Origin of the sequence: Geoanaerobacter pelophilus (assembly GCF_018476885.1) — a bacterium.
GTDB lineage: Bacteria > Desulfobacterota > Desulfuromonadia > Geobacterales > DSM-12255 > Geoanaerobacter > Geoanaerobacter pelophilus.
Map to the genome: position 1 here is coordinate 1 of NZ_JAHCVJ010000008.1, position 23388 is coordinate 23388.

General features: G+C 51.4%; 23 protein-coding genes. 10 read left to right on the forward strand and 13 right to left on the reverse strand.

Annotated elements, in window-relative coordinates:
* The first annotated feature begins 391 nt into the window (after positions 1-391).
* The gene (locus tag KI809_RS16710; protein WP_214172738.1) at positions 392-2266 is read left to right on the forward strand and encodes a CARDB domain-containing protein; all 1875 of its coding nucleotides are present in this window, start codon (positions 392-394) and stop codon (positions 2264-2266) included.
* A 99-nt stretch (positions 2267-2365) separates the two neighbouring features.
* On the opposite strand, the gene KI809_RS16715 is transcribed toward KI809_RS16710, so the two are convergent.
* The 10 genes from KI809_RS16715 to KI809_RS16760 form a co-directional block, all read right to left on the reverse strand.
* A complete protein-coding gene (locus tag KI809_RS16715) occupies positions 2366-4600 on the reverse strand; it encodes a sensor histidine kinase (protein ID WP_214172739.1) in 2235 nt (744 codons plus the stop codon).
* 124 nt (positions 4601-4724) lie between these two features.
* Positions 4725-6410 carry a 2-polyprenylphenol 6-hydroxylase gene (gene ubiB, locus KI809_RS16720; RefSeq protein WP_214172740.1) on the reverse strand — a complete coding sequence of 562 codons (1686 nt, stop codon included), beginning with the start codon at positions 6408-6410 and terminating at the stop codon, positions 4725-4727.
* A 19-nt stretch (positions 6411-6429) separates the two neighbouring features.
* On the reverse strand, positions 6430-6720 hold the full coding sequence (locus KI809_RS16725) for a phasin family protein (RefSeq protein ID WP_214172741.1): 291 nt from the start codon (positions 6718-6720) through the stop codon (positions 6430-6432).
* A gap of 83 nt (positions 6721-6803) precedes the next feature.
* The gene (locus KI809_RS16730) at positions 6804-7016 is read right to left on the reverse strand and encodes a DUF2905 domain-containing protein (protein WP_214172882.1); all 213 of its coding nucleotides are present in this window, start codon (positions 7014-7016) and stop codon (positions 6804-6806) included.
* A complete protein-coding gene (locus tag KI809_RS16735) occupies positions 7016-7546 on the reverse strand; it encodes an epoxyqueuosine reductase QueH (protein ID WP_214172742.1) in 531 nt (176 codons plus the stop codon). The genes KI809_RS16730 and KI809_RS16735 overlap by 1 nt, the downstream gene beginning before the upstream one ends.
* Positions 7543-8274, reverse strand: coding sequence for a DnaA/Hda family protein (locus KI809_RS16740; RefSeq protein WP_214172743.1), 732 nt, complete (start codon positions 8272-8274; stop codon positions 7543-7545). Before KI809_RS16740 ends, KI809_RS16735 begins: the two co-directional genes overlap by 4 nt.
* 1 nt (position 8275) lies before the next feature.
* The gene (ruvB, locus tag KI809_RS16745) at positions 8276-9292 is read right to left on the reverse strand and encodes a Holliday junction branch migration DNA helicase RuvB (protein WP_214172744.1); all 1017 of its coding nucleotides are present in this window, start codon (positions 9290-9292) and stop codon (positions 8276-8278) included.
* Positions 9293-9310: 18 nt separating this feature from the next.
* Complete coding sequence (ruvA, locus tag KI809_RS16750) at positions 9311-9910, reverse strand: Holliday junction branch migration protein RuvA (protein WP_214172745.1); 600 nt, start codon at positions 9908-9910, stop codon at positions 9311-9313.
* Positions 9907-10398 carry a crossover junction endodeoxyribonuclease RuvC gene (ruvC, locus tag KI809_RS16755; protein WP_214172746.1) on the reverse strand — a complete coding sequence of 164 codons (492 nt, stop codon included), beginning with the start codon at positions 10396-10398 and terminating at the stop codon, positions 9907-9909. The genes ruvA and ruvC overlap by 4 nt, the downstream gene beginning before the upstream one ends.
* Positions 10399-10444: 46 nt before the next feature.
* Positions 10445-11188: a YebC/PmpR family DNA-binding transcriptional regulator gene (locus tag KI809_RS16760; RefSeq protein WP_214172747.1), complete on the reverse strand. Its 744-nt coding sequence runs from the start codon at positions 11186-11188 to the stop codon at positions 10445-10447.
* A 133-nt stretch (positions 11189-11321) separates the two neighbouring features.
* Here KI809_RS16760 and KI809_RS16765 point away from each other — a divergent pair, with 133 nt between their 5' ends.
* From KI809_RS16765 to KI809_RS16805, 9 genes are all read left to right on the forward strand, one after another.
* Positions 11322-11723 carry a hypothetical protein gene (locus KI809_RS16765; protein WP_246559475.1) on the forward strand — a complete coding sequence of 134 codons (402 nt, stop codon included), beginning with the start codon at positions 11322-11324 and terminating at the stop codon, positions 11721-11723.
* A gap of 498 nt (positions 11724-12221) precedes the next feature.
* Complete coding sequence (locus tag KI809_RS16770; RefSeq protein WP_214172748.1) at positions 12222-12992, forward strand: IclR family transcriptional regulator; 771 nt, start codon at positions 12222-12224, stop codon at positions 12990-12992.
* Between the two features lie 129 nt (positions 12993-13121).
* Positions 13122-13430, forward strand: coding sequence for a DUF485 domain-containing protein (locus KI809_RS16775; RefSeq protein ID WP_214172749.1), 309 nt, complete (start codon positions 13122-13124; stop codon positions 13428-13430).
* Between the two features lie 15 nt (positions 13431-13445).
* On the forward strand, positions 13446-15446 hold the full coding sequence (locus KI809_RS16780) for a solute symporter family protein (RefSeq protein WP_214172750.1): 2001 nt from the start codon (positions 13446-13448) through the stop codon (positions 15444-15446).
* A 67-nt stretch (positions 15447-15513) separates the two neighbouring features.
* Entirely contained in the window at positions 15514-16740 is a 1227-nt protein-coding gene (locus KI809_RS16785) for a putative nucleotidyltransferase substrate binding domain-containing protein (RefSeq protein ID WP_214172751.1), read from the forward strand.
* Between the two features lie 179 nt (positions 16741-16919).
* On the forward strand, positions 16920-18113 hold the full coding sequence (locus KI809_RS16790) for a pyridoxal phosphate-dependent aminotransferase (protein WP_214172752.1): 1194 nt from the start codon (positions 16920-16922) through the stop codon (positions 18111-18113).
* 43 nt (positions 18114-18156) lie between these two features.
* Entirely contained in the window at positions 18157-19530 is a 1374-nt protein-coding gene (locus tag KI809_RS16795; protein ID WP_214172753.1) for a sigma-54-dependent transcriptional regulator, read from the forward strand.
* A 12-nt stretch (positions 19531-19542) separates the two neighbouring features.
* Positions 19543-19965: a tetratricopeptide repeat protein gene (locus KI809_RS16800; protein ID WP_214172754.1), complete on the forward strand. Its 423-nt coding sequence runs from the start codon at positions 19543-19545 to the stop codon at positions 19963-19965.
* Between the two features lie 24 nt (positions 19966-19989).
* Positions 19990-20181: a hypothetical protein gene (locus tag KI809_RS16805; RefSeq protein ID WP_214172755.1), complete on the forward strand. Its 192-nt coding sequence runs from the start codon at positions 19990-19992 to the stop codon at positions 20179-20181.
* A 54-nt stretch (positions 20182-20235) separates the two neighbouring features.
* On the opposite strand, the gene KI809_RS16810 is transcribed toward KI809_RS16805, so the two are convergent.
* From KI809_RS16810 to KI809_RS16820, 3 genes are all read right to left on the reverse strand, one after another.
* Positions 20236-20442 (reverse strand): DUF6485 family protein, encoded by a 207-nt coding sequence (locus tag KI809_RS16810; protein WP_214172756.1) that lies wholly within the window; start codon positions 20440-20442, stop codon positions 20236-20238.
* Positions 20443-20512: 70 nt separating this feature from the next.
* A complete protein-coding gene (locus tag KI809_RS16815; protein ID WP_214172757.1) occupies positions 20513-21958 on the reverse strand; it encodes a glyceraldehyde-3-phosphate dehydrogenase in 1446 nt (481 codons plus the stop codon).
* Positions 21959-22218: 260 nt separating this feature from the next.
* Positions 22219-23325 carry an NAD(P)-binding domain-containing protein gene (locus KI809_RS16820; protein ID WP_214172758.1) on the reverse strand — a complete coding sequence of 369 codons (1107 nt, stop codon included), beginning with the start codon at positions 23323-23325 and terminating at the stop codon, positions 22219-22221.
* Between the last annotated feature and the right edge of the window lie 63 nt (positions 23326-23388).

The window sequence follows — 23388 nt, forward strand, 5'->3', positions numbered from 1 at the left end:
GTTATCCATGTTGACACTGTGATATATGGTCATGGTGCCTGTTTCCAAGGCTACAAGGTTACCAAGAGCGCCGCGCTTAATGTTTTAATGCATTAGAATTGCTAGTGTACGCAGTTTCAGATTTAAATTAATTAAAATTTGATTATTAAGTTGATAGGGGTATCCCTATGTAAAACATTCCGTTTTTCGAAATTGAAAAATGTAATAATTTAAAGTAGTTTTGGTTGCTAAAAGTTAAAGGCTTATTGGTTTGTTTAGCTTACTTGTTTTTTGTATTCATTAATTCAATGTTCTTTTCGGGGATGTATATATTGGTAGCCGAAGGCCAAATCGGTTTAATCAATATCTTCTATGTCCTTCGAAATGAATAATTTATTTAAAAGGGGAGCATATGAAAACAAAGGATGTTGAAAGGAAGTGGATTACTGTAAGATTTGATTTAGTTGTGATATCGGCAGTTATGTTTTTTGTGTTGTTATGTATGGTTGGCCGTCCTGCCTTGGCGCTTGACGTTATAACACAGTCGCCGGGCAGTATGCAGTATCAACGTTCAGGTCATACAGCAACCTTGTTGAAGAACAATAAAGTTCTGGTTACTGGCGGCAAGGACCGTCTCGGCATGCCTCAGGCAACTGCTGAAATCTTTGACCCTTTGACGGGTTTCTTTTCTGAAACAGGAACAATGAACTCCCCGCGTAGAAACCACACGGCAACTCTTCTCAATGATGGAACTGTACTGATAGCCGGCGGAGAAGGCAATTCTACTGCCGAACTCTATGACCCAAGCACCGGGCAATTCACACCGGTTGGTTCCATGGCAAACGGAATAACTCTCAATACTGCAACACTACTGCAAAATGGCAGAGTTTTAGTGCGGGGGGATTATGGATTTTCACAGACGTATGATCCTGTCAGTCGCACATTTATATATGTTTGGACATTGAATGGATTTTCGCAACAAGAACATACGGCAACATTGCTCAATAACGGCAAAGTCCTACTTGCCGGGGGGAGGACTTCAGACCTTACGGTTACCAACGACGCTCAATTGTATACGCCTGACTCTAATCCTACAAGTCCGGCGGAACATGATAATGGCTCATTCGCCAATCTTTACTTGCTATCTTCTCGTACCGGTCACGCTGCTACCCTGCTTGCTAATGGCAAGGTGCTGATCACTGGTGGTAACAATGGCGTAAGCAATCTGAGTACTTCGGAGATTTACGATCCCGCGACATCAGCGTTTAGCATTGGGAATTTCTTGACTTCCCCGCGCTCCGGGCATACTTCGACCACGGTTGGCTGTGGTAAAACGCTTCTTATTGGCGGCTTAGTTAACGGGAGTTTCAGTAGGACGGTTGAAATCTATGACCCTTCTAACAATTCTTTTCAGCTGTTGGATGGCCTCCTGGAAACAGGAAGAGTTGGCCATACCTCTACGTTATTGTCTGATGGCAGGGTGCTTATTGTAGGAGGAGATAATGAGGGCATGCCTTTTTATAAAGCTTTAAGCTCTGCAGAACTGCTCTCATATGGTGTTGATCTAATCATACCATCTATGCCCACCCCACCCCCAGCAACTGCAAATACCGAGCAGTCTATTTATTTTACTGTCGCATTGAAGAACCAGGGACAGTTACGCGCAGAAACCGCAAGCCGACCAGTGGGGATCTACCTTTCAGATGATAACCTCATTACTACTGCAGATAGACGCATTGGGTTCGCGTTTCCAAACTTCAACCTTGCTCCTGGAGAGGAACGGATCTTGCCCTTAGGGGTAACTATTCCAGTAGTCCCTAGTGGGACTTACTACATTGGGGTGATTGCGGATGATGCTAACTATGTGGCAGAATCTAACGAGATTAATAATGTCAGTGCCGTAAGTCAGATAGCTATTACACGCGTTTATCCCGATCTTGTAATATCCAATAGTAACCCACCTTTAGCCGCAAATGCAGGCCAGGTTATCTTAGTACCATTTACGGTGAAGAATCAGGGGCAGTCAAAAGCTGGAGGCAACTATGAGGTTAGGCTCTATCTTTCTGACGATAGTATCATAACAGAAAATGATACATACATTGGGCGGGGGGTCCCAAAGTACGAAATGCGTGCTGGTACGGAACAGGTCGTAGATACCTATGGTACGATTCCCGTAGGTAAAAGAGGGTCTTACTACATCGGAGCGATTGTGGATCCTTATAACGTAGTGCTAGAATCAGACGAGAACAACAATGCCAGTGCTGGGAGTTCTATAACAATTAATTGAGCTTGCTAGGAATTAATTACCGAAACGCCCTGTTCTTTTTTTGAGGAGCGGGGCGTTTTGCTTTCTTTGTGAGTATTATCTAGCGAATGTCAGCCCTGCCTAAGAGAATATTACCGGCAGTTCGATGATAAATTTGGTGCCCTTCGGCGAATTGTCCTTAACCCTGATGAAACCGTTGTGGTCAGATATTATGGTGTTAACTATGGCGAGGCCAAGGCCGGTACCTGATTTCTTGGTTGAAAAATACGGCTCAAACAACCGGTCACGGTCAGCAGGCTCAATGCCGTGGCCGGTATCCGCGAAGGTACACACTGCGATATGCAAATCCTTATTGTAACTGCTCTCTATGAGAATTTCCCCGGAGTCACCGACTGCCGTTACCGCATTATCAAGCAGGTTTATGAATACACGCTTGATCTGGTCTCGATCAAACAGAAATGGTGGCAGTGACTGGTCCTGCTTGAAGGTAAATGATATAGCCTTATGTGCTTGGTCGTAAAGGGTCATTGATTCAGTTATCAGGTCGTTTAGATTGTTAATTGTGGGGTGCGAGGCCGGCATTCGGGCAAAGCTGGAAAACTCGTTGACCAGAGTTTTCAGCTCATCAACTGATTTGATAATCATCTGAGTACATTCGTCGAAGATGGTCTCGTTTTCGTTGAAACGCTCCAGATAACGTTTGCGAAGCCTTTGCGCAGATAGTTGTATTGGGGTGAGAGGGTTTTTGATTTCATGAGCAATTCTGCGGGCTACTTCACGCCAAGCCGCCATGCGCTGGGCTTTTATCAGTTGGGTCATGTCATCGAAAACCACAACTGTCCCGATGAATTCGTCACTATCGTCGCGCAGGATCGAAAGACTGATCAGTAAGGTTATCTGGCCCTCGTTCATCGGTATAGTAACCTGTTTTCTCACCCCGCCCTTTTTGGTGATCACCAGATCTCTAAGCATATCTTTTACAATATCCAGATAGACCGGCTTGAGAACCTCTCGGAAGTTCTTGCCGGAGACTGCAGGGGCATTAACGTTCAGCAGCCTTTGCGCCGAGTTGTTGATGGTGATTATGTTCCCTTCTTTATCTACAGAAATGACCCCTGCCGTGACATTTCTCAAAACGGTTTCCATGTACAGACGCCGTTGCTCCAGCTCCTGGTTGCTTCTGATAACTTCGTCTGTTGTTGCCTTCAACTGCTGTTGATTAATGCGTAAATCATCGGTCATTTTATTGAAGGCATCAATAAGCATTCCTATTTCATCATTGCGCACTTCTCCTAGATGGACATCCAGATTCCCTTCGGCAACCTCTCTTGTTGCCCTCGCCAGTTCCTGTATCGGATTTGTCAGGTTTTTAGCCAGGTATATGCCAAACCATACGGCAAGAAAAACGATTACCATGGTTATCAGGAACAGTGTGAGAATGTAGCCGGTGGTGATCGGGTTTTTCAGGATTTTTAGTTGTCTGAACTCGTTGTAAGAGTTAGTGATCTCCTTCATTTTGCTAACCAGAGAGTAGGGAACGTAATAATTAACTACTACGACCCCGACCACATCCCGTTGATTCCACGTCGAGTACACCGGGACAATGCCCCGTATCAGGTCCGCTTTGCCGATGGCATTTATACGGGTCAATTCTTTCCCTTGCAGGCCGACGCTGATATCTTCGGAAGATGGATTAGTGAATTCCCCAATGGGCAGACGGCTGTTGGTTGCGCGTGACAGTTCCTCTCTTTGAGCTGAATAGACCTCTACTACGCCGAGGTTGTATTCCTTTTGCTTGTTGCGAATCAGCTCTTTGAGTAACGGCAGGTTTTCATCATTCAGCAGTTTCTGTTGTCTGATTTGCGAGCTTATCTGTTTGGCATAATAGAGTGCATTTGCAGCGGACGTCTTGTAGTAGGTTTGGGCAACTTCCATCGACTCGCTGAGCGATGTCTCTACCTGAGTGTTGAACCAGTTCTGGATGCTGTTGGTGATAAATCCGGCCGAAACGAAGAACAGCATCATGGTCGGTACCAGTGACAGGCCGACAAAGGCGATGACCAGCTTTGTCCGTAGTTTTGCGCCGAGGACATTTTGCTTTCGCTCAAGGAAGAGTTTGGCTACATTTCTTGCTACGAGGTAAATAAGCAGAATTATTAGTAAAATTACAATGTTGATGATGCCGAATATCAGGATATTGCTGCTGAATGGCGCATCTGAGCTCAGCTTGGAAAGATGAATCTCTGAATAGGTGAAAGCAAGTATAAGTACCAGCGAGACAATAATGATGAGCCATTCCCGCCGTCTTTTTCGTTTTTCAGGTGCTGGGAGGATGTTCTTGGCCGGATCCTGCATTTTATCTCCATTCATTGCGAACAATGCATTGTTTATAGATCATCATGTCGCCATAAATAAAGAAAAAACTGGACAGTCCGGAGTGTTGCGGTCTGTAAAAGGAAGGATTCGGAATAACGGCGAGTTAAAGTCTGCCTGAACGTATGATGGCGATCAGCCAAAGAAAGCCGATCATTCCGGCAATCGAATAACCCATGAAGGCAAAAAGAGGAAACCCCATGAGCTTCGGGCCTTTGTCGATCTGCATGACAATAGAAGACCCGACGATCAATGCTGCAATGATCAGGCTTGAAGAGAGGCGGTTTATCGACTTGTCCAATTCGGCAATGAGCCGGTCCAGTCCACGATGCTCAAGGTCTATCTTGAAGTTGTTGCGATTGACTCTGGCAAGAAAATTTCTTACGTCTCTGGGGATAGTACGGGCCAATTTCAGGTATGGCTTGAGATTCTCTTTGAAGAATGCTTCGATATTGCGAGGAGAGATGCGAGCTTTAATAGCTTTTTCGATGAACGGTCGCAGGTATTCGACCATGTCAAAACCAGGGTCTAGTTCACGCCCCATGCCTTCGACGGTGATCAGTGTTTTGGAAAGCAGCATCAGGTCTGCCTGGAACTTGATCTGATGGGTTGTGGCAACCTCTATGAACTCTGAAAACATCCTGCCAACTTCTATTTCGCGAAGCGGTATTTCATAATAGCTATCGATAAATTCGGAAATGTCTCGGCGCAGGTGCCTTGTGTTCAAGGTGTCTGCGATGTCTCCAGACTGGAGCAGCAGGTCAATGACCTCATCGACATCTTTTCTGATTATGGCGACAAGAACGTCAAGCAGGTAATTTTTCAGCTGTTCATCGAGCCGGCCAACCATGCCGTAATCCAGCAGGCAGATGACATTGCCGGGCATGATGAACACATTTCCCGGGTGAGGATCTCCATGGAAAAAACCGTCTTCCAGTACCATCTTGATTATTGCGTTTGCCCCGCGACGAGCAATTTCCTGCAGATCCATCCCGACATTGGCAAGCGCTTCATGCTCAGAAACCTTTATTCCATCAATGAATTCAAGCGTTAAGATGCCCCGCGAGGATGCATTCCAGTAGACTTTAGGGAAATACATTGTAGGATCGCCGGTAAAGTTTGCGGCGATTTTTTCAATGGTGTGGCCTTCTCTGGTAAAGTCCATCTCCCGGCGGATGGTCCGGGCAAACTCTCTTACCAGGGCAACAGGTTCGTACACCTCCTTGTTGGCAATATGGCGCTCGATAAGCTGCGCCAGCCAGAACAGCGCATCGATATCGGTCTCAACTTGTTCTTCAATGTTGGGTCGCCTTATTTTGACAACAACGTTCTCACCTGTCAGCATCGTAGCCCTGTGGACCTGGGCGATGGAGGCGGCGGCGATCGGCTCAATGTCGAATGACGAGAACAGTTCTTCTATTTCGCCGTGAAGTTCATGGCGAACCTGGCTGCGCACATCGTCAATGCTGAATGCTGGCACCATATCCTGCAGTTTTGCAAATTCATTGACGAACTGGCGAGGGATCACGTCCGGGCGGGTGGAAAGGATCTGGCCGAGCTTTATAAACGTCGGCCCCAGTTCCTCCAAAACAAGCCTCATTCGCTCAGCCGGCGAAAGGGTGGCGATCTTGGCTTCCTGTTGCCTGAACAGGCGTCTCCCTCGGGCCAACCTGCTTGGAATGTTGAGGTATTCCAGAATATGATCGAACCCGTATTTGAAAAGAATACGGCTGATCTGCCGGTAACGCCTGATGGTCCTGATATTTCGATTGAGCTGGATAATATTGAGCATTCGGTAGTGCCAACTCTCCTTACTGGCGGTTCTCCAGCTCTTCTATGCGCTTCAGCAGCCGATCGTAATCGTCTTTTGATACAAGGCCGATTCTTTCAATCGTTTTCTTGACCTCCTGATCTGCCAGGTCGCTGACTTTTTGCCTGCTCTCTTTGGCCATGGTTTGCATTTTATCCAAGAACGCTTTTCCTTCTTCCTCGCTCATCTTGTACTTGTCTTTCAAGTCCTTGACGAGCTCTTCCCCCATTTTCTGAGTCATTGCTATTGCGCCAAGCCCAGACAGAAACGCCTTTTCGAGAAGTTCAAACATGATTCACTCCTTTAATTGAGGATATCAACAGATTAAAAGGTAACAGGAAATCACGTCATGACAAGACAGATAGTGTTTTATGACTATTTTCTCAAAAGCCAGAGGATGAATGAGAGGATAAGGGAAACAATGATGCTTGTTGCCAGAGGGAAATAGAAGGTGAAATTTTCTTTTTTGATATAGAGGTCTCCCGGGAGACGACCAATCCAGGGGAGCTTTCCGGCAATAGTGAGCAGGACGCCGACAAGGGCGATCAGAAGGCCGATGACAATGAGGGATTTGCCAAGACCTGGTATCATGGTTTCCAGTAACGATCCTTTTCAGAATAGATGCATCCGCAGTACTGCTGGCGATAGAGCCCCAGTTCCTTGGAAATCCGGATCCCTTCCTGCCAGCCGGTACGGTAGTCGTCGTAATGAAAGGCGATGCCATGTTGCATTGCCAGGTCTTCTCCTGTTTTACGGATCTCGTCGTGACGCTGGTAGCGGCTGTATAGGAGCGATGAGGTGAAGGCGTCGAATCCCTGTTCTGCTGCCGTGCGGGCCGCGACTGCAAGCCGGGATGCATAGCAGTAGCTGCAGCGGTTTGCCGGATCTCCGGCAACAGCAGCAAGAAACTCCTCAACAAGGTAGTTATCCATGATAGTCATTTCTAGATCAACCATGGCTGCATACTCTTTGACGGCATCGAGGCGGCGCTTGTATTCCTGGTAGGGGTGGATGTTGTGGTTGAAAAAGAAGCCGGTTACGTCATGGCCTTCGGCCTTGAGTGATTGCAACGGGACGATTGAACAGGGGGCACAACAGATATGGAGCAGGATTCTCATTGTTGGTCGCCCTTATTATTCAGCACCTCGGCTGCCAGCCGTGGGGTCACCTTGCGGGCCGTAGCAATGGCATGGCGGATGATGCGGTCCAGGGTTCCGATAAGAGTAGGAATGTCTCTGGGAAGCTGGCGGAGCAGGAATTCGCTGACATCGTCAGGGAAGGTGACTTGGCGGTCTGCAGCCAGTTTTTTGATGATCATCTGCCGCGATTCATCGTCAGAAACATCGACTCGCGCCACCAGCCCCCATAAGAGACGAGACGCCAAGTGGTCATCCAGGTTGGAAAGCTCCTTCGGTGGGGTGAGACCTGTTGTGACTATCGGCTTGCCCATGGCATGAAAGTCGTTGAACAGTTGCCAGACCGCGCCCTTCATGGTTTGGTCGGGTGGTGCCAGATGGAGGTCGTCAACGAGGAGCGCCGGCGCCTCCAGGAAGCGCCTCTGCAGAAGGGCGGCAATAGCGCTGGATGCCATCCCCGGAGTCTCCTTGAACGAAAATATTGGTGCTGGCGCAGCAATGTCCAGGTGTCTCCCGATTGCCGCGGCGCAAGCCTCCAGAAGGTGGGTTTTCCCGGAGCCGGCCGGGCCATGCAGGTAGAGCAGGGTCTCTTCCGCATCAGGGGAGACCAGCCGCTGGGTAAAACGGAATGCCGTTTCGTTGCCGCTACAGACTACAAAGTTGGCAAAGTCGTAATGTGGTTTGACCGGGAAGTCGAGAATGAGTTGCATCTCAGAACATGCTCCCTTGGGATGAAGTTGGTGCCGGTCGGCCGAAATGGAGAAATGCTGCCTGGGTGGCGACCCTGCCGCGCGGGGTGCGATTAAGGAACCCCTGTTGGATAAGAAAGGGTTCAATGACATCTTCAATGGTGCCGCTTTCTTCGCATACTGCCGCCGACAGGGTATCAAGACCAACAGGGCCTCCGCCGAACTTGTCGATAATGGTCAGCAGGATGGTGCGATCCATGTGGTCGAACCCCATCTGGTCAACCTCCAGCAACGCCAGGGCATCATCCACCACCGGCATGGATATGACGCCGTCACCTTTTACCTGGGCAAAGTCTCGAACCCTTCGCAGCAGTCGGTTGGCGATCCTCGGGGTCCCCCGGCAGCGGCGGGCAAGCTCCAGCGACCCTTCCGGCACTATCGGGATGTCGAGAATCCTGGCCGATCGGGTTACAATAGTGGCAAGTTCTTCCTGGGTGTAGAACTCGAGACGGGATATGACCCCGAAGCGGTCGCGAAGTGGCGACGAAAGCAGTCCTGCCCTGGTGGTGGCACCGACCAGGGTGAATTTGGGGAGGTCCAGCTTGATGGTTCTGGCGCTCGGCCCCTGTCCGATAATGATATCCAGTTGGAAATCTTCCATGGCTGGATAAAGGATCTCCTCAACCACATGCGAGAGCCGGTGGATCTCGTCGATGAAGAGCACATCATGCGGTTCCAAATTGGTGAGAATGGCTGCCAGGTCGCCGGGGCGCTCTATCACCGGGCCTGAGGTCGACTTGATGCTTACCCCCATTTCGCAGGCAATAATGTTGGCCAGGGTTGTCTTGCCCAAGCCGGGCGGGCCGTAGAGCAGGACATGATCAAGCGCCTCGCCCCGTTTTCTGGCCGCATCAATGAAAACCCTCAGGTTTCCTTTTGCCTTTTCCTGGCCGATATACTCGGCAAGGGCCTTAGGCCGGAGTGTTGTCTCAAGGAAGAGGTCGTCTTCGGTTATGTCAGGGGTGATTATTCGATCCATTGTCGGTACCTGGTGGGCTTACTTCATTAGTTGTTTCAATGCCAGTTTAAGGACGGTTTCCATGGCTGCACCGTCAGGTATTTCCAGGTCGTTCAGGACCTTGTTCACCTGCGCTTCTTTGTACCCAAGGTTTATCAGCGCTGAAGAGACATCATCGCGAATACCCGCGGCTGGCGTTGACGTTGCCCCTTCCTTGATGGATGCTGCAATATCAAGTTTTGCTACCTTGTCTTTGAGCTCGAGGATCAGTCGTTCGGCAGTTTTTTTGCCGATTCCGGGGATCGAGGACAGTCTGGCGATGTCGCCGCGAACCAGGGCTGAAGCTAGATCAGCGACCTGACAGTTGGAGAGGATATCGCGCGCCAGCTTTGGTCCGACGCCGGAAACAGTGAGCAGCAGCTGAAAGAACGATTTCTCCGTTGCTGAGCGGAACCCGTAGAGATTTATGGCATCTTCTTTAACATTGGTATGGATGTGGAGTGTGGTTTTCCCCCCCTCATCCGGCAGATCGAAATAGGTTGAGAACGGAATCTGAACCCGGTAGCCGACGCCACCTACGTCCAGGATCACCATGTCCGGTCCCTTGTGGGCAACAATGCCGGTAAGCAGGGCAATCATCGGATTTTACCCGCGGTGCGGAGAGCAACCGAGTTTGCATGACAGATCGCGACTGCCAAGGCATCGGAGGCATCGGCCTGGGCGATTTCCGGGAGATTGAGAAGAATTTTTACCATCTGCTGTACCTGTTCCTTTGCGGCCTTGCCATGACCGACCACGGCCTGCTTGACCTGAAGAGCGGTGTATTCGGCAACTGGGAGACCGGCATTGACTCCGGCCACGATTGCTGCGCCGCGCGCCTGTCCCAGTTTAAGGGCGCTCTGGACGTTGTTAGAGAAAAAGATCTGTTCAATCGCCATTGCGTCGGGTTGGTAACGCTCGATCACTTCGGTAAGCCCGGTATATATTTTGTGCAGACGCTGCGGAAAATCGCCGGATGTATCAGTGAAAATTGCACCGTTGTCAACGTGGAGCAGACGGTTCCCAAGCTTCTGGATAATGCCGTATCCGGTGATGCGTGAGCCGGGGTCGATGCCTAAGACTTTCATATGAAGGGGTCCAAAAATAAAGGGCGGGTCAAGCCCGCCCCAAGGGTTACATCATTTTTTCCATCTCTTCGGCAGAGATGTCGAAATTCGCATAGACGTTCTGTACATCGTCATTGTCTTCCAGTCGGTCCATCATTTTCAGCATGCTCTCGGCAGCTTTTCCTTCCAACTTTACCATGGTTTGCGGGATCATGGTAATTTCCGCCGACTCATGCTTGAAACCGGCTTTCTCAAGTGTTTCACGAACCTCCATGAAAGCGGAAGGATCGGTCAGCACTTCAATTTGTTCATCTTCTTCAACCACATCGTCAGCGCCTGCTTCCAGGGCGCATTCAAAAAGCTTCTCGAAGTCAGTGGCTTTGCTGTAGGTGATCAGCCCCTTCTTGTCGAATATCCAGGAAACGCAGCCGGTTTCACCCATATTGCCGTTGCACTTGGTGAATATGCTGCGGACATCCGATACAGTACGGTTGCGGTTGTCGGTCATTACCTCTACCAGTACTGCCACCCCGTTCGGCCCGTATCCCTCGTAGGTAGTCTCCTCGTAGGTAACCCCCTCCATGCCGCCGGTTCCCTTTTTAATTGCCCGTTCGATATTATCTTTGGGCATGTTCTCGCCCTTAGCCTTATCAATAGCAGTACGCAGCCTGGGATTGGCTGCTGGATCGCCACCACCAAGCTTGGCAGCAACTGAAATCTCTTTAATGATCTTTGTGAAAATCTTGCCCCGCTTGGCATCGGCAGCACCTTTTTTGTGCTTTATGGTGCTCCATTTATTATGGCCCGACATGTTCGACTCCTTACGAAAAATACAAGTATTTCAGCAATATCTTGAGTAAAAATCGGAAAATATTAGCACGGAGAAAACATTCTTGTAAAGACAGAAAAAGAAGTTAAACTGTATTCCCGAAAAGGAGCTTCCAATGGATTTCATGGCGAACTTTAAAAAACAAGGCCGGTGCTTAAAGGGTGGTGTTTGCTCGATTGCCAGTATTCTCCTGACAATATTTTTGGTTCTTTCTGTGGCGGGGTGCGCCACATTCAGAAATGTATCGGAACTGTATCCTCCAATTATGGACCAGAATGAGCTAAAAAGGCCGTATGTGAAGATTGCGGTTCTTGAGTGCAGCAGCGAACGTATCGGCAATATAGAAGGGGTTACGCCCCAAGACTACGACTGGGCCCATAATGCACTGCGTGAACGAGCATATCGGCTCGGAGCTGATGCCGTTGTTTTGCCCGAGGTTCGGGTTGAGCGGGATACCTTTCTGTTTTTTCCTTCAAGTAAGATCAGGGCCAAGGGGATTGCCATAAAATTCCATTGAGCCCAAATCGGTAGAATGTTTGACGCGAAAATTTCAGATTTATAATCCTCTGTCTTTTCCTTTATAGGTTGTTCTTCTGTCCCATCCAATCCCTGTTTAACTGAAAATATGTTTTGGTTGTAGATCCTCTTAGTCGCAAACTGTCCGGCTGATAACTATTTTATTGTTTAAAATGTTGAAAATTAGCAAAAATTTAATATACTTTTTAGTAAAGAGCTGTCGAGAAATTATCCCTGTGAAATTGATGGGTTGTAGAGGCTTGTTTGGGTTTTACGCTAAAAACTGTAAACTCTGTTTTAATATGACTGTATCGCTATTTGAAAAAAGTGTGCGTATTTGTGTTGATGTATAAGTTGTTTGAATTGCGATAAAATATCGGCATCTGTTTTGAGTAAAAAAAATGCCCTTGACACAAATAAAACGACGTGCTAAAAAATATTTAAAATTGAATTGCAAATTGTAAAACAGGCATTGAATAATTTGTAAACACAGGCTGCCATGACCAAAGAAAAAAGTACATATTCGGTGCAGACCGTGGATAAGGCTCTTGATCTTCTTGAGGCCTTGGCCGATGAAGTTCCGCCGGCAACTCTCCCGAATCTGACTGAGCGGCTTGGGTTGAGTCGAAACAAGGTTTTTCGCCTGCTGGCCACTCTTGAGGGACGTGGTCTGGTGGAGCGTGAGGAAGGGAGCGGGGTTTATCGTCTCGGAGTGAGTTCCGTAGCCCTGGCTCAGCGCTTTATCAGTAGTGCCAGTATCATCAGGCACGCCCATCCGGTCATGGAAGAGCTGGTTCGTAAGCATGATGAGGCGGTTTATCTGACTGTGTTGCTCGGTGACGAAGTCCTGTTCCTTGACATGGTTGATTGCTGGCAGAACGTGAAGACAACCCCTATGGTAGGGAAGAAGTTTCCGTTCTTTACCAATGCCGCTGGAAAGGTGCTCAAGGCCCTTGAGTCCCAGGAGATCCTCGAAAGGCTTTTTAAAAGGCGTGGCCGGAGAAAGGATCTGCCGGATTTCGAGGTGCTCGGCACTGAATTGACCGCCATCCGGGAGAAGGGTGTTGCCGTTGAACAGGGGGGGCTCGGTGAAGGTGTGGTAACGGTGGCTGTTACCATCAAGGATTATGCCGGAAAGGTTATCGGCGCCCTCGCCATGTTGGGCCCATCATTCAGAATGCTGTCTGACCGTGTTGAAAATGAAATTATCCCCTCTTTGAAAGAGGGCGCTGAGGTGTTGTCGATGAAGTTCGGGTATGCACCGATTTGAAACGGAAGGATGCAGCAGGATTACAATAAATCGGAAAGGAGGCTGCGCAAGCTGACAGACATTTAGGAAACGTATGGATCGGGACGCCGTTCCATCAAGGTTTGATCTACCAAGAAAGGAGTAACTACCATGGCAGAAAGGCAATACGACTGGGGCGCAATAGCGAAGAACCCAAAATTTATCGAACTTCATCGCAAGAAGACGGTGTTCTTGTTCGGTTGGTGGATATTCTCCACCGTTTACTATTTCCTGCTTCCGATTGGTGCAGCATACGCACCGGGTCTGTTCAAGATCAAGATTATCAGCAACATCAACTTCGGATACATTTTCGCTCTTTCCCAGTTTTTCGTATCCTGGGGACTTGCAATGTACTATGCCCACGTCGCTAACAAAGACTTTGACCGGCTCACTCGTGAACTGGTTGATGAGCTCAAGTAAAGGAGGAGATCTAACATGAAAAAACTGTTCGTAGGATTAACGTTAGCCCTCTCACTGGGCTCATTTGCATTCGCTGAAGAACCGAAGGCTCCTGCCGCCGCTCCTGGCGCACCGGCAGCCTCTGCCCCTGCAGCCACAACGGCACCTGCGGCTGCTCCTGCAGCAATGCAGGCCGTTCCTGCTCCCGCAGCAGCTCCTGCCGCAGCGCCGGTCGACAAGGGTACTCTCAAGGCCAATCCGAAAGTCACCATCCCGATCTTCCTGATCATTATTGCCTGTACCATGGCTGTTGTTGTCTGGTCAGCCAAGAAGACCAAGTCGGCTGCTGACTTCTACACTGCCGGCGGTGGCATTACCGGAACCCAGAATGGTTGGGCAATTGCAGGCGACTATATGTCTGCTGCCTCGTTCCTCGGTATTTCCGGGATGATCTCCCTCTACGGGTATGACGGGTTCATGTACTCGGTCGGCTGGCTGGTGGCATACATCACCGTGCTCCTGATCGTTGCCGAGCCGTGTCGGAATGCAGGCAAGTACACCCTGGGCGATATCCTTTCCTTCAGGACCGAGCCGAAACCGGTGCGCGCTGTTGCCGCTATTTCGGTTGTTGCCGTATCGACTTTCTACCTCACCGCTCAGATGGTTGGTGCCGGTAAACTGATGCAGCTCCTTCTTGGCATCCCTTATACTTATGCAATTATCGGCGTTGGTATCCTGATGGTTGGTTACGTTGTTTTCGGTGGTATGACTGCAACTACCTGGGTACAGATCATCAAGGCCGGTCTGCTCATGACTGGTGCCGGTGTTCTCTCCATTCTTGTTGCGCTCAAGTCCAACATGAATCCGATCCAGTTCTTCACTGACATCGCGGGCAGCCAGAACATTATCGACCATGTCAAGCTTCTGCCGATTTTCATCAAGGAAATGGAAGCCGGAAAGGTCACCGCAGAACTTGCCGGGCAGCGTTTCCTTGAGCCTGGCCTGTTCCTCACCAACCCGCTTGACCAGATTTCCCTCGGTATGGCCCTTGTTCTCGGTACTGCCGGGATGCCGCACATCCTTATGCGCTTCTTCACCGTTCCGACGGCACAGGCTGCACGTAAGTCTGTTATCGTTGCCATGTGGATCATCGGTTCGTTCTACATCCTGACCACGCTGCTCGGTTTCGGTGCTGCTATCCACGTAACTCCGCAGGGTATCCAGAAGGTTGACAAAGGCGGCAACATGGCAGCAATGATGCTCGCCAAACAGCTCGGCAGCGACATCTCGCCGTTCCTCGGCGACCTCCTCCTTGCTTTCCTTTGCGCCGTTGCTTTCGCTACGATCCTCGCGGTTGTTTCCGGCCTGGTTCTGGCAGCTTCCGCAGCTATTGCCCACGACATCTATGTTAACGTCATCAAGGACGGCCATGCCGACCAGCACGAGCAGGTTATGGCAGCTCGAATCACCTCTCTTGTTGTTGGCGTTATGGGTATTGTTATCGGTATCGCAGCTGAGAAGCAGAACGTTGCCCACCTGGTTGCATTGGCGTTCGCAGTTGCCTCTTCAGGTAACCTGCCGGTTGTTGTCATGTCGCTCTTCTGGCGTAAGTTCAACACTGCTGGCGTCATCTCCGGCCTGCTGGTCGGTACCATTGCTTCCATCGGCCTGGTTATGGTATCTCCGAACATGACCTACCCCAACAAGGTTGCCGATGATGCGAAAAAAGCCTACACCCTGCTTGAGAAGAACATTGCAGACGGCAAAATAAAGCCTGAGGCAATGGATAAGACCATGAAGACCATCTCTGAAAAGAAGGCAGAAGAAGCCAAGAACCGTGGTGGCAAGTCCGTAATGGGCCTTGACAAGCCGCTCTTCACCCTGAAGAACCCGGGCATCCTCTCGATCCCGATCGGCTTCATCGCTGCTATCCTCGGCACCCTGGCATTCCCGAGCCGTCGTTCGGAAGAGATGTTCGACGAGATCTATGTTCGCCAGAATACCGGCATCGGTATGGCCAAGGCGATCGACCACTAACATTAGCGCTACACTGTGATAAAATATGGGGAAGGCTTTGCCTTCCCCATTTTTTTGAGTAATCAACATGGAACAAGAGATCGTCATAAAAGTACCCCCTGCCTTGCTGCAGGAGCAGATTTTGCTCCGTGTCCGCGGGGTATTGCCGTTTCTGGACACCCAGGAGACTGTTGACCTGCTGGGATCCTTATACAATCACTTTAATGGGGAAAAGGTCTGGCTGGATTCAGTGTCTGGTCGTGAGACCAGCCTCTCACGGGACGTTCAGGCGACCTCACTTTATCCGGAGTTGAAGCAGCGGCATGAAGAGCTTAACAGCCTTGAGATGGAGCGGTTCCTGAAAGTGCAGTCGGTGCCGACGCTTCACGCCTCATGCACCGAATACCGAGATATCCTGGCCCGGCGCACTCTTGAACTGGTAGAGGCAGAGATGGATGCGGCCGGTAAAGGTCTGCCGCCGCTTGCCTATGCCCTGATTAGCATGGGGAGCGACGGTCGTGAGGAGCAGACGCTCATAACCGACCAGGATTATCTGATTGTTTATGCCGATGACGGTGGCGAAGAGGCGGACCTTTACTTCAAAGAGTTTGCGGAACTTCTGGTGGAGCGGCTGGCGGATATCGGTTTTAAAAAATGTACCGGCGATATCATGCCTTCTAATCCGACCTGGCGCGGCTCTTATTCCCAGTGGCGCAAAAAACTACTGGCTATTGTTCGTTACGAATACGAGGACTATGGCAAAAACCTGATGGACCTGATCGTTCTTTCTGATGCCCGCTATGTCGCCGGCAACAAAGAACTGGCCAATGATCTTATCGACCTGATTCGCGGGCTTGAACGGGATTATTTCTCGGTGCTGTGGGGAATGGCCAAGGCTGCGACAGAGATGAAACTGGCGCTCGGTTTCATGAAACGGCTCTGGACCGAAGGCTCTGGCGAGCACAAAGGGGAATTCAACATCAAGCTACTGGCTTGGGCGCCGTTGGTAATGAATGTAAGGATTTTGTCGATCAATCAGGGGATCCCGGCCACCAGCACCCTGAAGCGGATCGAACACCTGGAAAAGGAAGGGAGTTTTTCCCGCAATACTGCCTCCGGCCTCTCCGATGCCTACCATATCCTGACCCGTCACCGCATTCTCCTGCAGATCAAGGTGATCAAGGGGATCCAGCGGGAATCCTATTACCTGAACCCGTATCAGCTGACTACGGACGAGCGGGAAAGAATCCGTCACGCGCTGCTCAAGATCGAGGAATTGCAGAAGACCATTCACACCAATTTTCATATCATGTAGCCCACCAACTAAGATCTCCTTTGGCTGTAACTGTTATCCCCCCTTGACTTCAAATTGACTGCGGCATGTGGTAAACGTTCACTGTTTCGTTTGCAGAATAGCCATGTTGCCCTTCAGTCTTGCGCGACAATGCCGGAAATGGTACAACGAGCCAAAATGTATTTCGGAGGTTTTTCATAATGGCCATTGCGTCGAAAGTTCAGACCTTCATTGAAGGCGCTTCGTGGATTCGCAGGATGTTCGAGGAGGGAGAGCGTCTCAGGGCCGTGCATGGGGCTGACAAGGTCTACGACTTTACCCTGGGTAATCCCAACATTGAGCCGCCCGCACGGTTTGACCAGGAGTTCCGTAAGCTTGCGGAAAATCCGATACCGGGCATGCACCGCTATATGAGCAATGCAGGCTACGAAGAGACCCGCGCCGCAGTTGCCGGGTTGCTTAGCGAGACTGCCGGGATCGCGGTTCCTTCTTCCTGTGTGGTCATGACCTGCGGCGCCAGCGGGGCGTTGAACGTGGTGCTGAAAACCATTTTGAACCCAGGCGAAGAGGTAATCATCCTGACGCCGCACTTTGTGGAGTACAAGTTTTACATCGACAACCATGGCGGGGTCCCCAGGGAGGTCTGGACCGATCAGGAGACCTTCCAGTTGCAGTTCCCGGCTATCGAGGCGGCAATAAACCACAAAACACGGGCAATCATCATCAATACCCCGAATAACCCGACCGGCGTGATCTATCCGGCAGAAAGCCTGCAGAAGCTTGGAGAACTGATCAGCCGCAAGGAGCGCGAGCTTGATCGCCATATCTATGTAATATCCGACGAGCCGTATGGCCGCATCGCCTACGAAGGCAAGTCAGTACCGAACATCTTCAAATACGTTGATAACTCGGTCATTGTTACCTCGCATTCAAAGGACCTGGCGCTTCCCGGTGAGAGGATCGGCTACCTGGCCGCCAATCCCAATATGACTCACTGCGAGCTGTTTATTGAAGGCGCTATTTTCTGCAACCGGACCCTCGGTTTTGTCAATGCCCCGGCCCTTTTGCAGCGGCTGGTGGCCAAGCTGCAGCACGAGTCGGTGGATATTGAGGATTACCAGTCCAAGAGAGATCTTCTCTATACTCACCTGACGTCGCTCGGCTTTAAAATGGTCAAGCCGGACGGTGCATTTTACTTGTTTCCCAAATCCCCGCTCGCAGATGACGTGGCTTTTGTCAAGGTGGCGCAGAAACACCATCTGCTCCTGGTCCCTGGGGCCGGGTTCGGGGCGCCGGGGTACTTCCGGATTGCCTACTGCGTCGATCGGGCTATGATCGAGCGGAGTTTCGATGCCTGGAAGGCTCTGGCTGTCGAGTTGGGTCTCAAGGGTTGACAGATTCAAGCAAGCAATCCACTCCTTTTGCATAAGGTGTTTCATGGCGAAAACTATTCTTGTTGTTGACGACGAGGCAAGCATCCGTACCTCGCTGCAGGGGATCCTCGAAGACGAGGGATACCGACCGCAACTTGCCGAAGACGGGGTGACAGCATTGACCATGGTGCAGCAAGACCTCCCCGATCTGGTATTGCTCGATATCTGGATGCCCGGCCTTGACGGCCTGGAAGTGCTCCAGAAGCTCAAAGCGATTCATCCAGCACTGCTGGTCATCATGATGTCGGGGCACGGCACCATCGAAACGGCGGTGCGTTCGACCAAGATGGGGGCCTATGACTTCATCGAAAAGCCGTTGTCCCTGGAAAAACTGGTGCTGACTATTCAGAACGCCTTTGATATGCAGCGGTTGCAGGACGAGAACGAGGTCTTAAGGGATGCCGTGCTCCATGATCATGAAATGGTCGGGAGTTCCGCAGTCATTGCCTCTCTGAGGGAGCAGATCCGGCTGGTTGCCCCGAGCAGCGCGTCAGTGCTGATAACGGGCGAAAACGGCACCGGCAAGGAGCTGGTGGCGCGGGCAGTTCACTTCCAGAGTAATCGCAGTTCCAAGCCATTCATGGAGATCAACTGTGCGGCGATTCCCGATGAACTGATCGAGTCGGAACTGTTCGGCCATGAAAAAGGTGCTTTCACCGGGGCGGTTTCCCAGAAGAAAGGCAAATTCGACCTGGCAGACGGCGGCACGATATTCCTGGACGAGATCGGAGACATGTCACTCCGGACTCAGGCGAAAGTACTCAGGGTGCTGCAGGAGCGGAAGTTTGAACGGGTTGGCGGCACCAGGACCATCGAGGTGGATGTGCGGATCGTTGCTGCCACTAACAAGGTGCTGGAGGAGGAAATCAAGCAGGGAGCGTTCCGCGAAGACCTTTTTTACCGGCTCAATGTCGTGCCGTTCACAGTGCCGCCGCTGCGAGAGCGCAAGGACGACATCCCGTTGCTGATCGAGCATTTTCTGGACCTGTTCTGTCGCAAGGAAGGGCGCGAACGGATCGAGATCCAGAGCGATGCCGTTGACCTGATGAAATGCTACAACTGGCCGGGCAATATCCGCGAATTGAAGAATATTGTCGAGCGGTTGGTAATTATGAGCCTCGGCAGATCAATCGGTGTTGATCAGCTTCCTGACTATTTCCGGGATCATGAAGTATCAGCGGATGCGGCAGCAAAGCTCGAAGGTCTGGCAGGAACCAATTCGCTCAGGTCGGCCCGGGAAGAGTTCGAGAAAGAGTTCATTCTCCAGAAGCTTGAAGAGTTCGGCTGGAACATCAGCAAGACTGCCGAAGCCATTGCGCTGGAACGCACCAATCTTCATCGTAAGATTAAAAGTTACGGCATCGACATGAAGAAATAGTCAGGAGCTGTGATGCTATTAAGATGTGCCATTATCGCTCTTCTGCTGCAGCTGACCTGTCTGCCGCTCTTTGGTTTCGCTGCTGCCGGGCAAGAGCTTGGCAAGGTCGAGATGTATATGAGTCAGGGGCGTGCCGACAAGGCTCTGGCATTTCTCGACACGATCATCGCTGCAAATCCGGAGCGAATTGATGCCTATAGCAGCCGGGCATTCATCTACCTCAAGCTGAACCGGCATCAGCAGGCTATTGCCGACTTCTCGCACATTATCGGCCTTCAGCCGGATGACCCCAGTGCCTACCTGAGCCGCGGCCTGGTCTACGACCAGCTGCATGAAACCGAGCGCGCAGCAGCCGACTACCGGCATGCCTGCACTCTGGGGGGCAAGGCGGGATGTAGTTTCCTCGAGCAACTGAAGAGCAGATCGCAGCAGTAAACCGAATTTTAAAAGGAGTTTCCAATGGCTGAGGCAATGAAATGTTGCAACGAAGAAGGACACCATGGGCATATCTGCGTGCTCAAAGGGCTCGGGCTTTCCGATGAAATCGCCCGTCTTTCCTCGAACCCCACCCATGTCTGCTTTACCTGCGGGGCTGAGGTCAATAACCCCAAAAATGTCTGTCAACCGGTTGCGCTTTCCGAAACGCCCTGATCAAGTTAAGCGGCTTGCGGCATCTCCTGGCCACAAGCCGCTGTTGATAAAGGCTCAGCCGGTTGCTTGGCCAGATCTGTCACTTATAAAGTTGCGGATTGAGCGGTCATAGCTTTTTTCACCCGCCGGGGTGAAGAAACAGCCTGGGATCTCCCCGTTCTTCAGGTGATACTCCACGCATTTACAGCAGTTGCCCCGCTTGTCGCAGGCCGAGTAGCTACAGCTGCAATGCGCCTTGCTTGTTGTTGCTACACATTCCATGTTTGTCCTCCATGAATCTGTTTGATCTATCTGCCCCGCTTGTTTCGCTGCTTCCCGAGGTTTGTTCACGTCAGTTCGGTAAAGAAGGAAGCTCCAGACCAGCCATCCTCTGCACCATCCGCACCACCTGGCAGCTGTAGCCGAACTCGTTGTCATACCAGACATAGAGCACGCAGCGGCTTCCCTGGGTGATGGTGGCCAGGGAGTCGACCACGCCGGCATGGCGCGAGCCGACAAAGTCGCTGGAGACGACTTCCGGTGAATTGGTATAGTCGATCTGGTTTTGCAGCGGCGAATCGAGGGAGATGTTGCGCAGATAGCTGTTCAGCTCCTTGACCTCAACCGGCCTGGAGAGTTCCAGGTTCAGGATCGCCAGGGAAACATTGGGGGTCGGCACCCGGATGGCATTACCGGTCAGTTTGCCGGCCAGCTCAGGAACCACCTTGGCAACGGCCTTGGCGGCACCAGTTTCGGTGATGACCATATTGAGCGGCGCGCTCCGGCCGCGGCGGTTATTCTTATGGTAATTGTCGATCAGGTTCTGGTCGTTGGTGTAGGAGTGGCAAGTTTCCACATGGCCGCTGACGATGCCGAACTGGTCATTGACCGCCTTGAGGACCGGCACGATGGCGTTGGTGGTGCAACTGGCGGCGGAGAATATGGTCTCTTCAGCAGTGATCAGTTCGTTGTTGACGCCGGAGACGACATTGGGTACATCCCCCTTGCCTGGCGCGGTGAGGACGACCTTGGCAATCCCTTTGGCTTGCAGGTGGCGGCCAAGTCCTTCCCGGTCGCGCCATTTCCCGGTGTTGTCGATGAGGATGGCGTTGTTGATGCCGTACTGGGTGTAGTCGACATTTTCCGGGGCATCGGCGTAAATGATCCGGATCATGTTGCCGTTGGCGATGATGGCGTTTTCCTCTTCATCAATGGTAATGATGCCGTGAAAATGTCCATGAACCGAATCGCGGCGCAGCAGGCTGGCCCGTTTGATCAGGTCGTCGGCCCCCCCTTTGCGTACCACCGCCGCCCGGAGGCGGAGTTTTTCGCCGCTGCCGGCCTTTTCGATGAGAATGCGGGCCAGCAGCCGGCCGATGCGGCCGAATCCGTAGAGCACGATATCCTGCGGTTCGCTTAACAGCGGCGAGCGACCTGTATTGACCCCGGAAAGTTCTCTGGCTATGAAATCGTCCAGGCTTATGGTGTCCTTTTCGGCCTGGTAACGGGTGGTCAAGCGGCCGATGTCGAGGCGTGCCGGGGCCAGGTTAAGCTTGGCAATGGCAGTCAGGACAGGGAAGGAGTCACAGGTTGAGAGCTCGCTGTCAAGCACCAGGCGGGCAAAGCGGTGCGCCTTGATAATATCGATTGCCGAACTGTTGACCAGCGAGCGGCCATAAACAGTGGTCACGATGTTGTGGTTGCGATAGAGATGGCCGATTATGGGGAGCATCTGTTCGGCCAATTCTTCCTGTGTTTGCCACTCTTTCAGATGGATTTCCTGTTTGCGAAGGTTCACGTTGGTTCCTCATTGACGGTGGATTCTCGATACACAGCTGCCTTAAATACCCTCTAGGGGCAGCCAGCTGTCATTTGCAGCATTTCTAAAATATCCCCCGGCTGAGCCGGGGGGATGATACCTATAGGGAATAACTATAATACTTAGGGAGCGTAAACAAGATAAAAAGTCTTAATCAATATACGTTTTGTGACTGAGGGGCTGGAATAATGACCGGTAGATCAATACTGCTATATGCTCTTCTGGTTCAGTGTGCTGTCTTATTTCGTTGTCAGCTTTCCCTTGATGCTCTCAATCACCCGGTAGGCGTCGTTGATGGCAGTGTAGATCAGGTTAGGGTGGCGCTCTTCCTTGATAGTGGCCCCGCTGATCTTCATGAACGATGGCGAGATCGCCCCGCCGATGGCATATACCCCCTTACGGGTGGTCTCGTGTTCACCGGTAAGCAGCAACAGCCGGTCGCCCTCGCGGGCCACCGAGCAGACCCCTTCGGCGCAGGCAATGGTCTGGACCCCCAGCTTGTCGAAGATCGGTAGCGGCCCCTGGGTGCCGATGCAGGCGATGACATTATGCATCGGGAAGCTCATGGCGTTGTAGACTTCTATGCCGTCCGGCTGTTTGTACTCGCTGACCCTTATGACCAGCCGGTCCACGCCCTCATCGTCGACCTCGCCGATGCGCGGCGTGGCACCGGTCAACAGGCGGATATTACCGCCGAGCAGAATCTCTTCCCCCAGCCTCTGGGCGGTCTCTTTGTTGACGTCAAACTTTTCGGAGATATGCGCCCAGTAGACCGGCATGCTGTCATTGGCCTCGCGCTTAGCGGCAAGGATGGAGATGATGACGTCCGCGGCGCTGTTGCCTCCGCCGATCACCAGGGTCCGGGCGCCGATATACTTCTTGGGGTCGTCCACCGATTTGGCCACCATCTTGGCGTCGCCATAGACGTTCAGCTCCTTGGGGATGCTGCTGCCGAAGGCAAGGATCACTTTGCGGGCGCTGTAGTTGCCGCGCGAGGTCTGGACTGTCAGACCATTGCGGATGTCGCGAATATCCTGAAATTCCACATCGGTCTGCACGTTCAGCTTTTCATGCTGCACAAAATGCTGGACGTACTGGACGTACTTCTCAACCGTGACCGGTTTGTCCGGCGGCCGCAGCTCCTCTACCAGAAACGGCTCCGGCTCGTCCTTCGGTTTGGAGGGATAGACGTTCTTTCCTGCCGGGTAGGTATTGGCGATTCCCTGGAACACCCCCTGGCCCTGTTCCAGCAGCAGGTAGCTAAGCCCTTCGCGGTTACAGAGATATGCGGCGGCAACACCGGCCGGTCCGCCACCGATAATAATCACATCGTAAAATTTATCCATGGTGTCTTCCTTTCCTGACCATTGTCACAATGAGCATGATTGTATCTTATTCCTATCAGACTG

Excerpts from the sequence above, each read along its gene's own strand:
- KI809_RS16710 (WP_214172738.1), top strand. The coding sequence starts at position 392 with ATGAAAACAAAGGATGTTGAAAGGAAGTGGATTACTGTAAGATTTGAT.
- KI809_RS16715 (WP_214172739.1), bottom strand. The coding sequence starts at position 4,600 with ATGCAGGATCCGGCCAAGAACATCCTCCCAGCACCTGAAAAACGAAAA.
- ubiB (WP_214172740.1), bottom strand. The coding sequence starts at position 6,410 with ATGCTCAATATTATCCAGCTCAATCGAAATATCAGGACCATCAGGCGT.
- KI809_RS16725 (WP_214172741.1), bottom strand. The coding sequence starts at position 6,720 with ATGTTTGAACTTCTCGAAAAGGCGTTTCTGTCTGGGCTTGGCGCAATA.
- KI809_RS16735 (WP_214172742.1), bottom strand. The coding sequence starts at position 7,546 with ATGAGAATCCTGCTCCATATCTGTTGTGCCCCCTGTTCAATCGTCCCG.
- KI809_RS16740 (WP_214172743.1), bottom strand. The coding sequence starts at position 8,274 with ATGCAACTCATTCTCGACTTCCCGGTCAAACCACATTACGACTTTGCC.
- ruvB (WP_214172744.1), bottom strand. The coding sequence starts at position 9,292 with ATGGATCGAATAATCACCCCTGACATAACCGAAGACGACCTCTTCCTT.
- ruvA (WP_214172745.1), bottom strand. The coding sequence starts at position 9,910 with ATGATTGCCCTGCTTACCGGCATTGTTGCCCACAAGGGACCGGACATG.
- ruvC (WP_214172746.1), bottom strand. The coding sequence starts at position 10,398 with ATGAAAGTCTTAGGCATCGACCCCGGCTCACGCATCACCGGATACGGC.
- KI809_RS16760 (WP_214172747.1), bottom strand. The coding sequence starts at position 11,188 with ATGTCGGGCCATAATAAATGGAGCACCATAAAGCACAAAAAAGGTGCT.
- KI809_RS16765 (WP_246559475.1), top strand. The coding sequence starts at position 11,322 with ATGGATTTCATGGCGAACTTTAAAAAACAAGGCCGGTGCTTAAAGGGT.
- KI809_RS16770 (WP_214172748.1), top strand. The coding sequence starts at position 12,222 with ATGACCAAAGAAAAAAGTACATATTCGGTGCAGACCGTGGATAAGGCT.
- KI809_RS16775 (WP_214172749.1), top strand. The coding sequence starts at position 13,122 with ATGGCAGAAAGGCAATACGACTGGGGCGCAATAGCGAAGAACCCAAAA.
- KI809_RS16780 (WP_214172750.1), top strand. The coding sequence starts at position 13,446 with ATGAAAAAACTGTTCGTAGGATTAACGTTAGCCCTCTCACTGGGCTCA.
- KI809_RS16785 (WP_214172751.1), top strand. The coding sequence starts at position 15,514 with ATGGAACAAGAGATCGTCATAAAAGTACCCCCTGCCTTGCTGCAGGAG.
- KI809_RS16790 (WP_214172752.1), top strand. The coding sequence starts at position 16,920 with ATGGCCATTGCGTCGAAAGTTCAGACCTTCATTGAAGGCGCTTCGTGG.
- KI809_RS16795 (WP_214172753.1), top strand. The coding sequence starts at position 18,157 with ATGGCGAAAACTATTCTTGTTGTTGACGACGAGGCAAGCATCCGTACC.
- KI809_RS16800 (WP_214172754.1), top strand. The coding sequence starts at position 19,543 with ATGCTATTAAGATGTGCCATTATCGCTCTTCTGCTGCAGCTGACCTGT.
- KI809_RS16805 (WP_214172755.1), top strand. The coding sequence starts at position 19,990 with ATGGCTGAGGCAATGAAATGTTGCAACGAAGAAGGACACCATGGGCAT.
- KI809_RS16810 (WP_214172756.1), bottom strand. The coding sequence starts at position 20,442 with ATGGAATGTGTAGCAACAACAAGCAAGGCGCATTGCAGCTGTAGCTAC.
- KI809_RS16820 (WP_214172758.1), bottom strand. The coding sequence starts at position 23,325 with ATGGATAAATTTTACGATGTGATTATTATCGGTGGCGGACCGGCCGGT.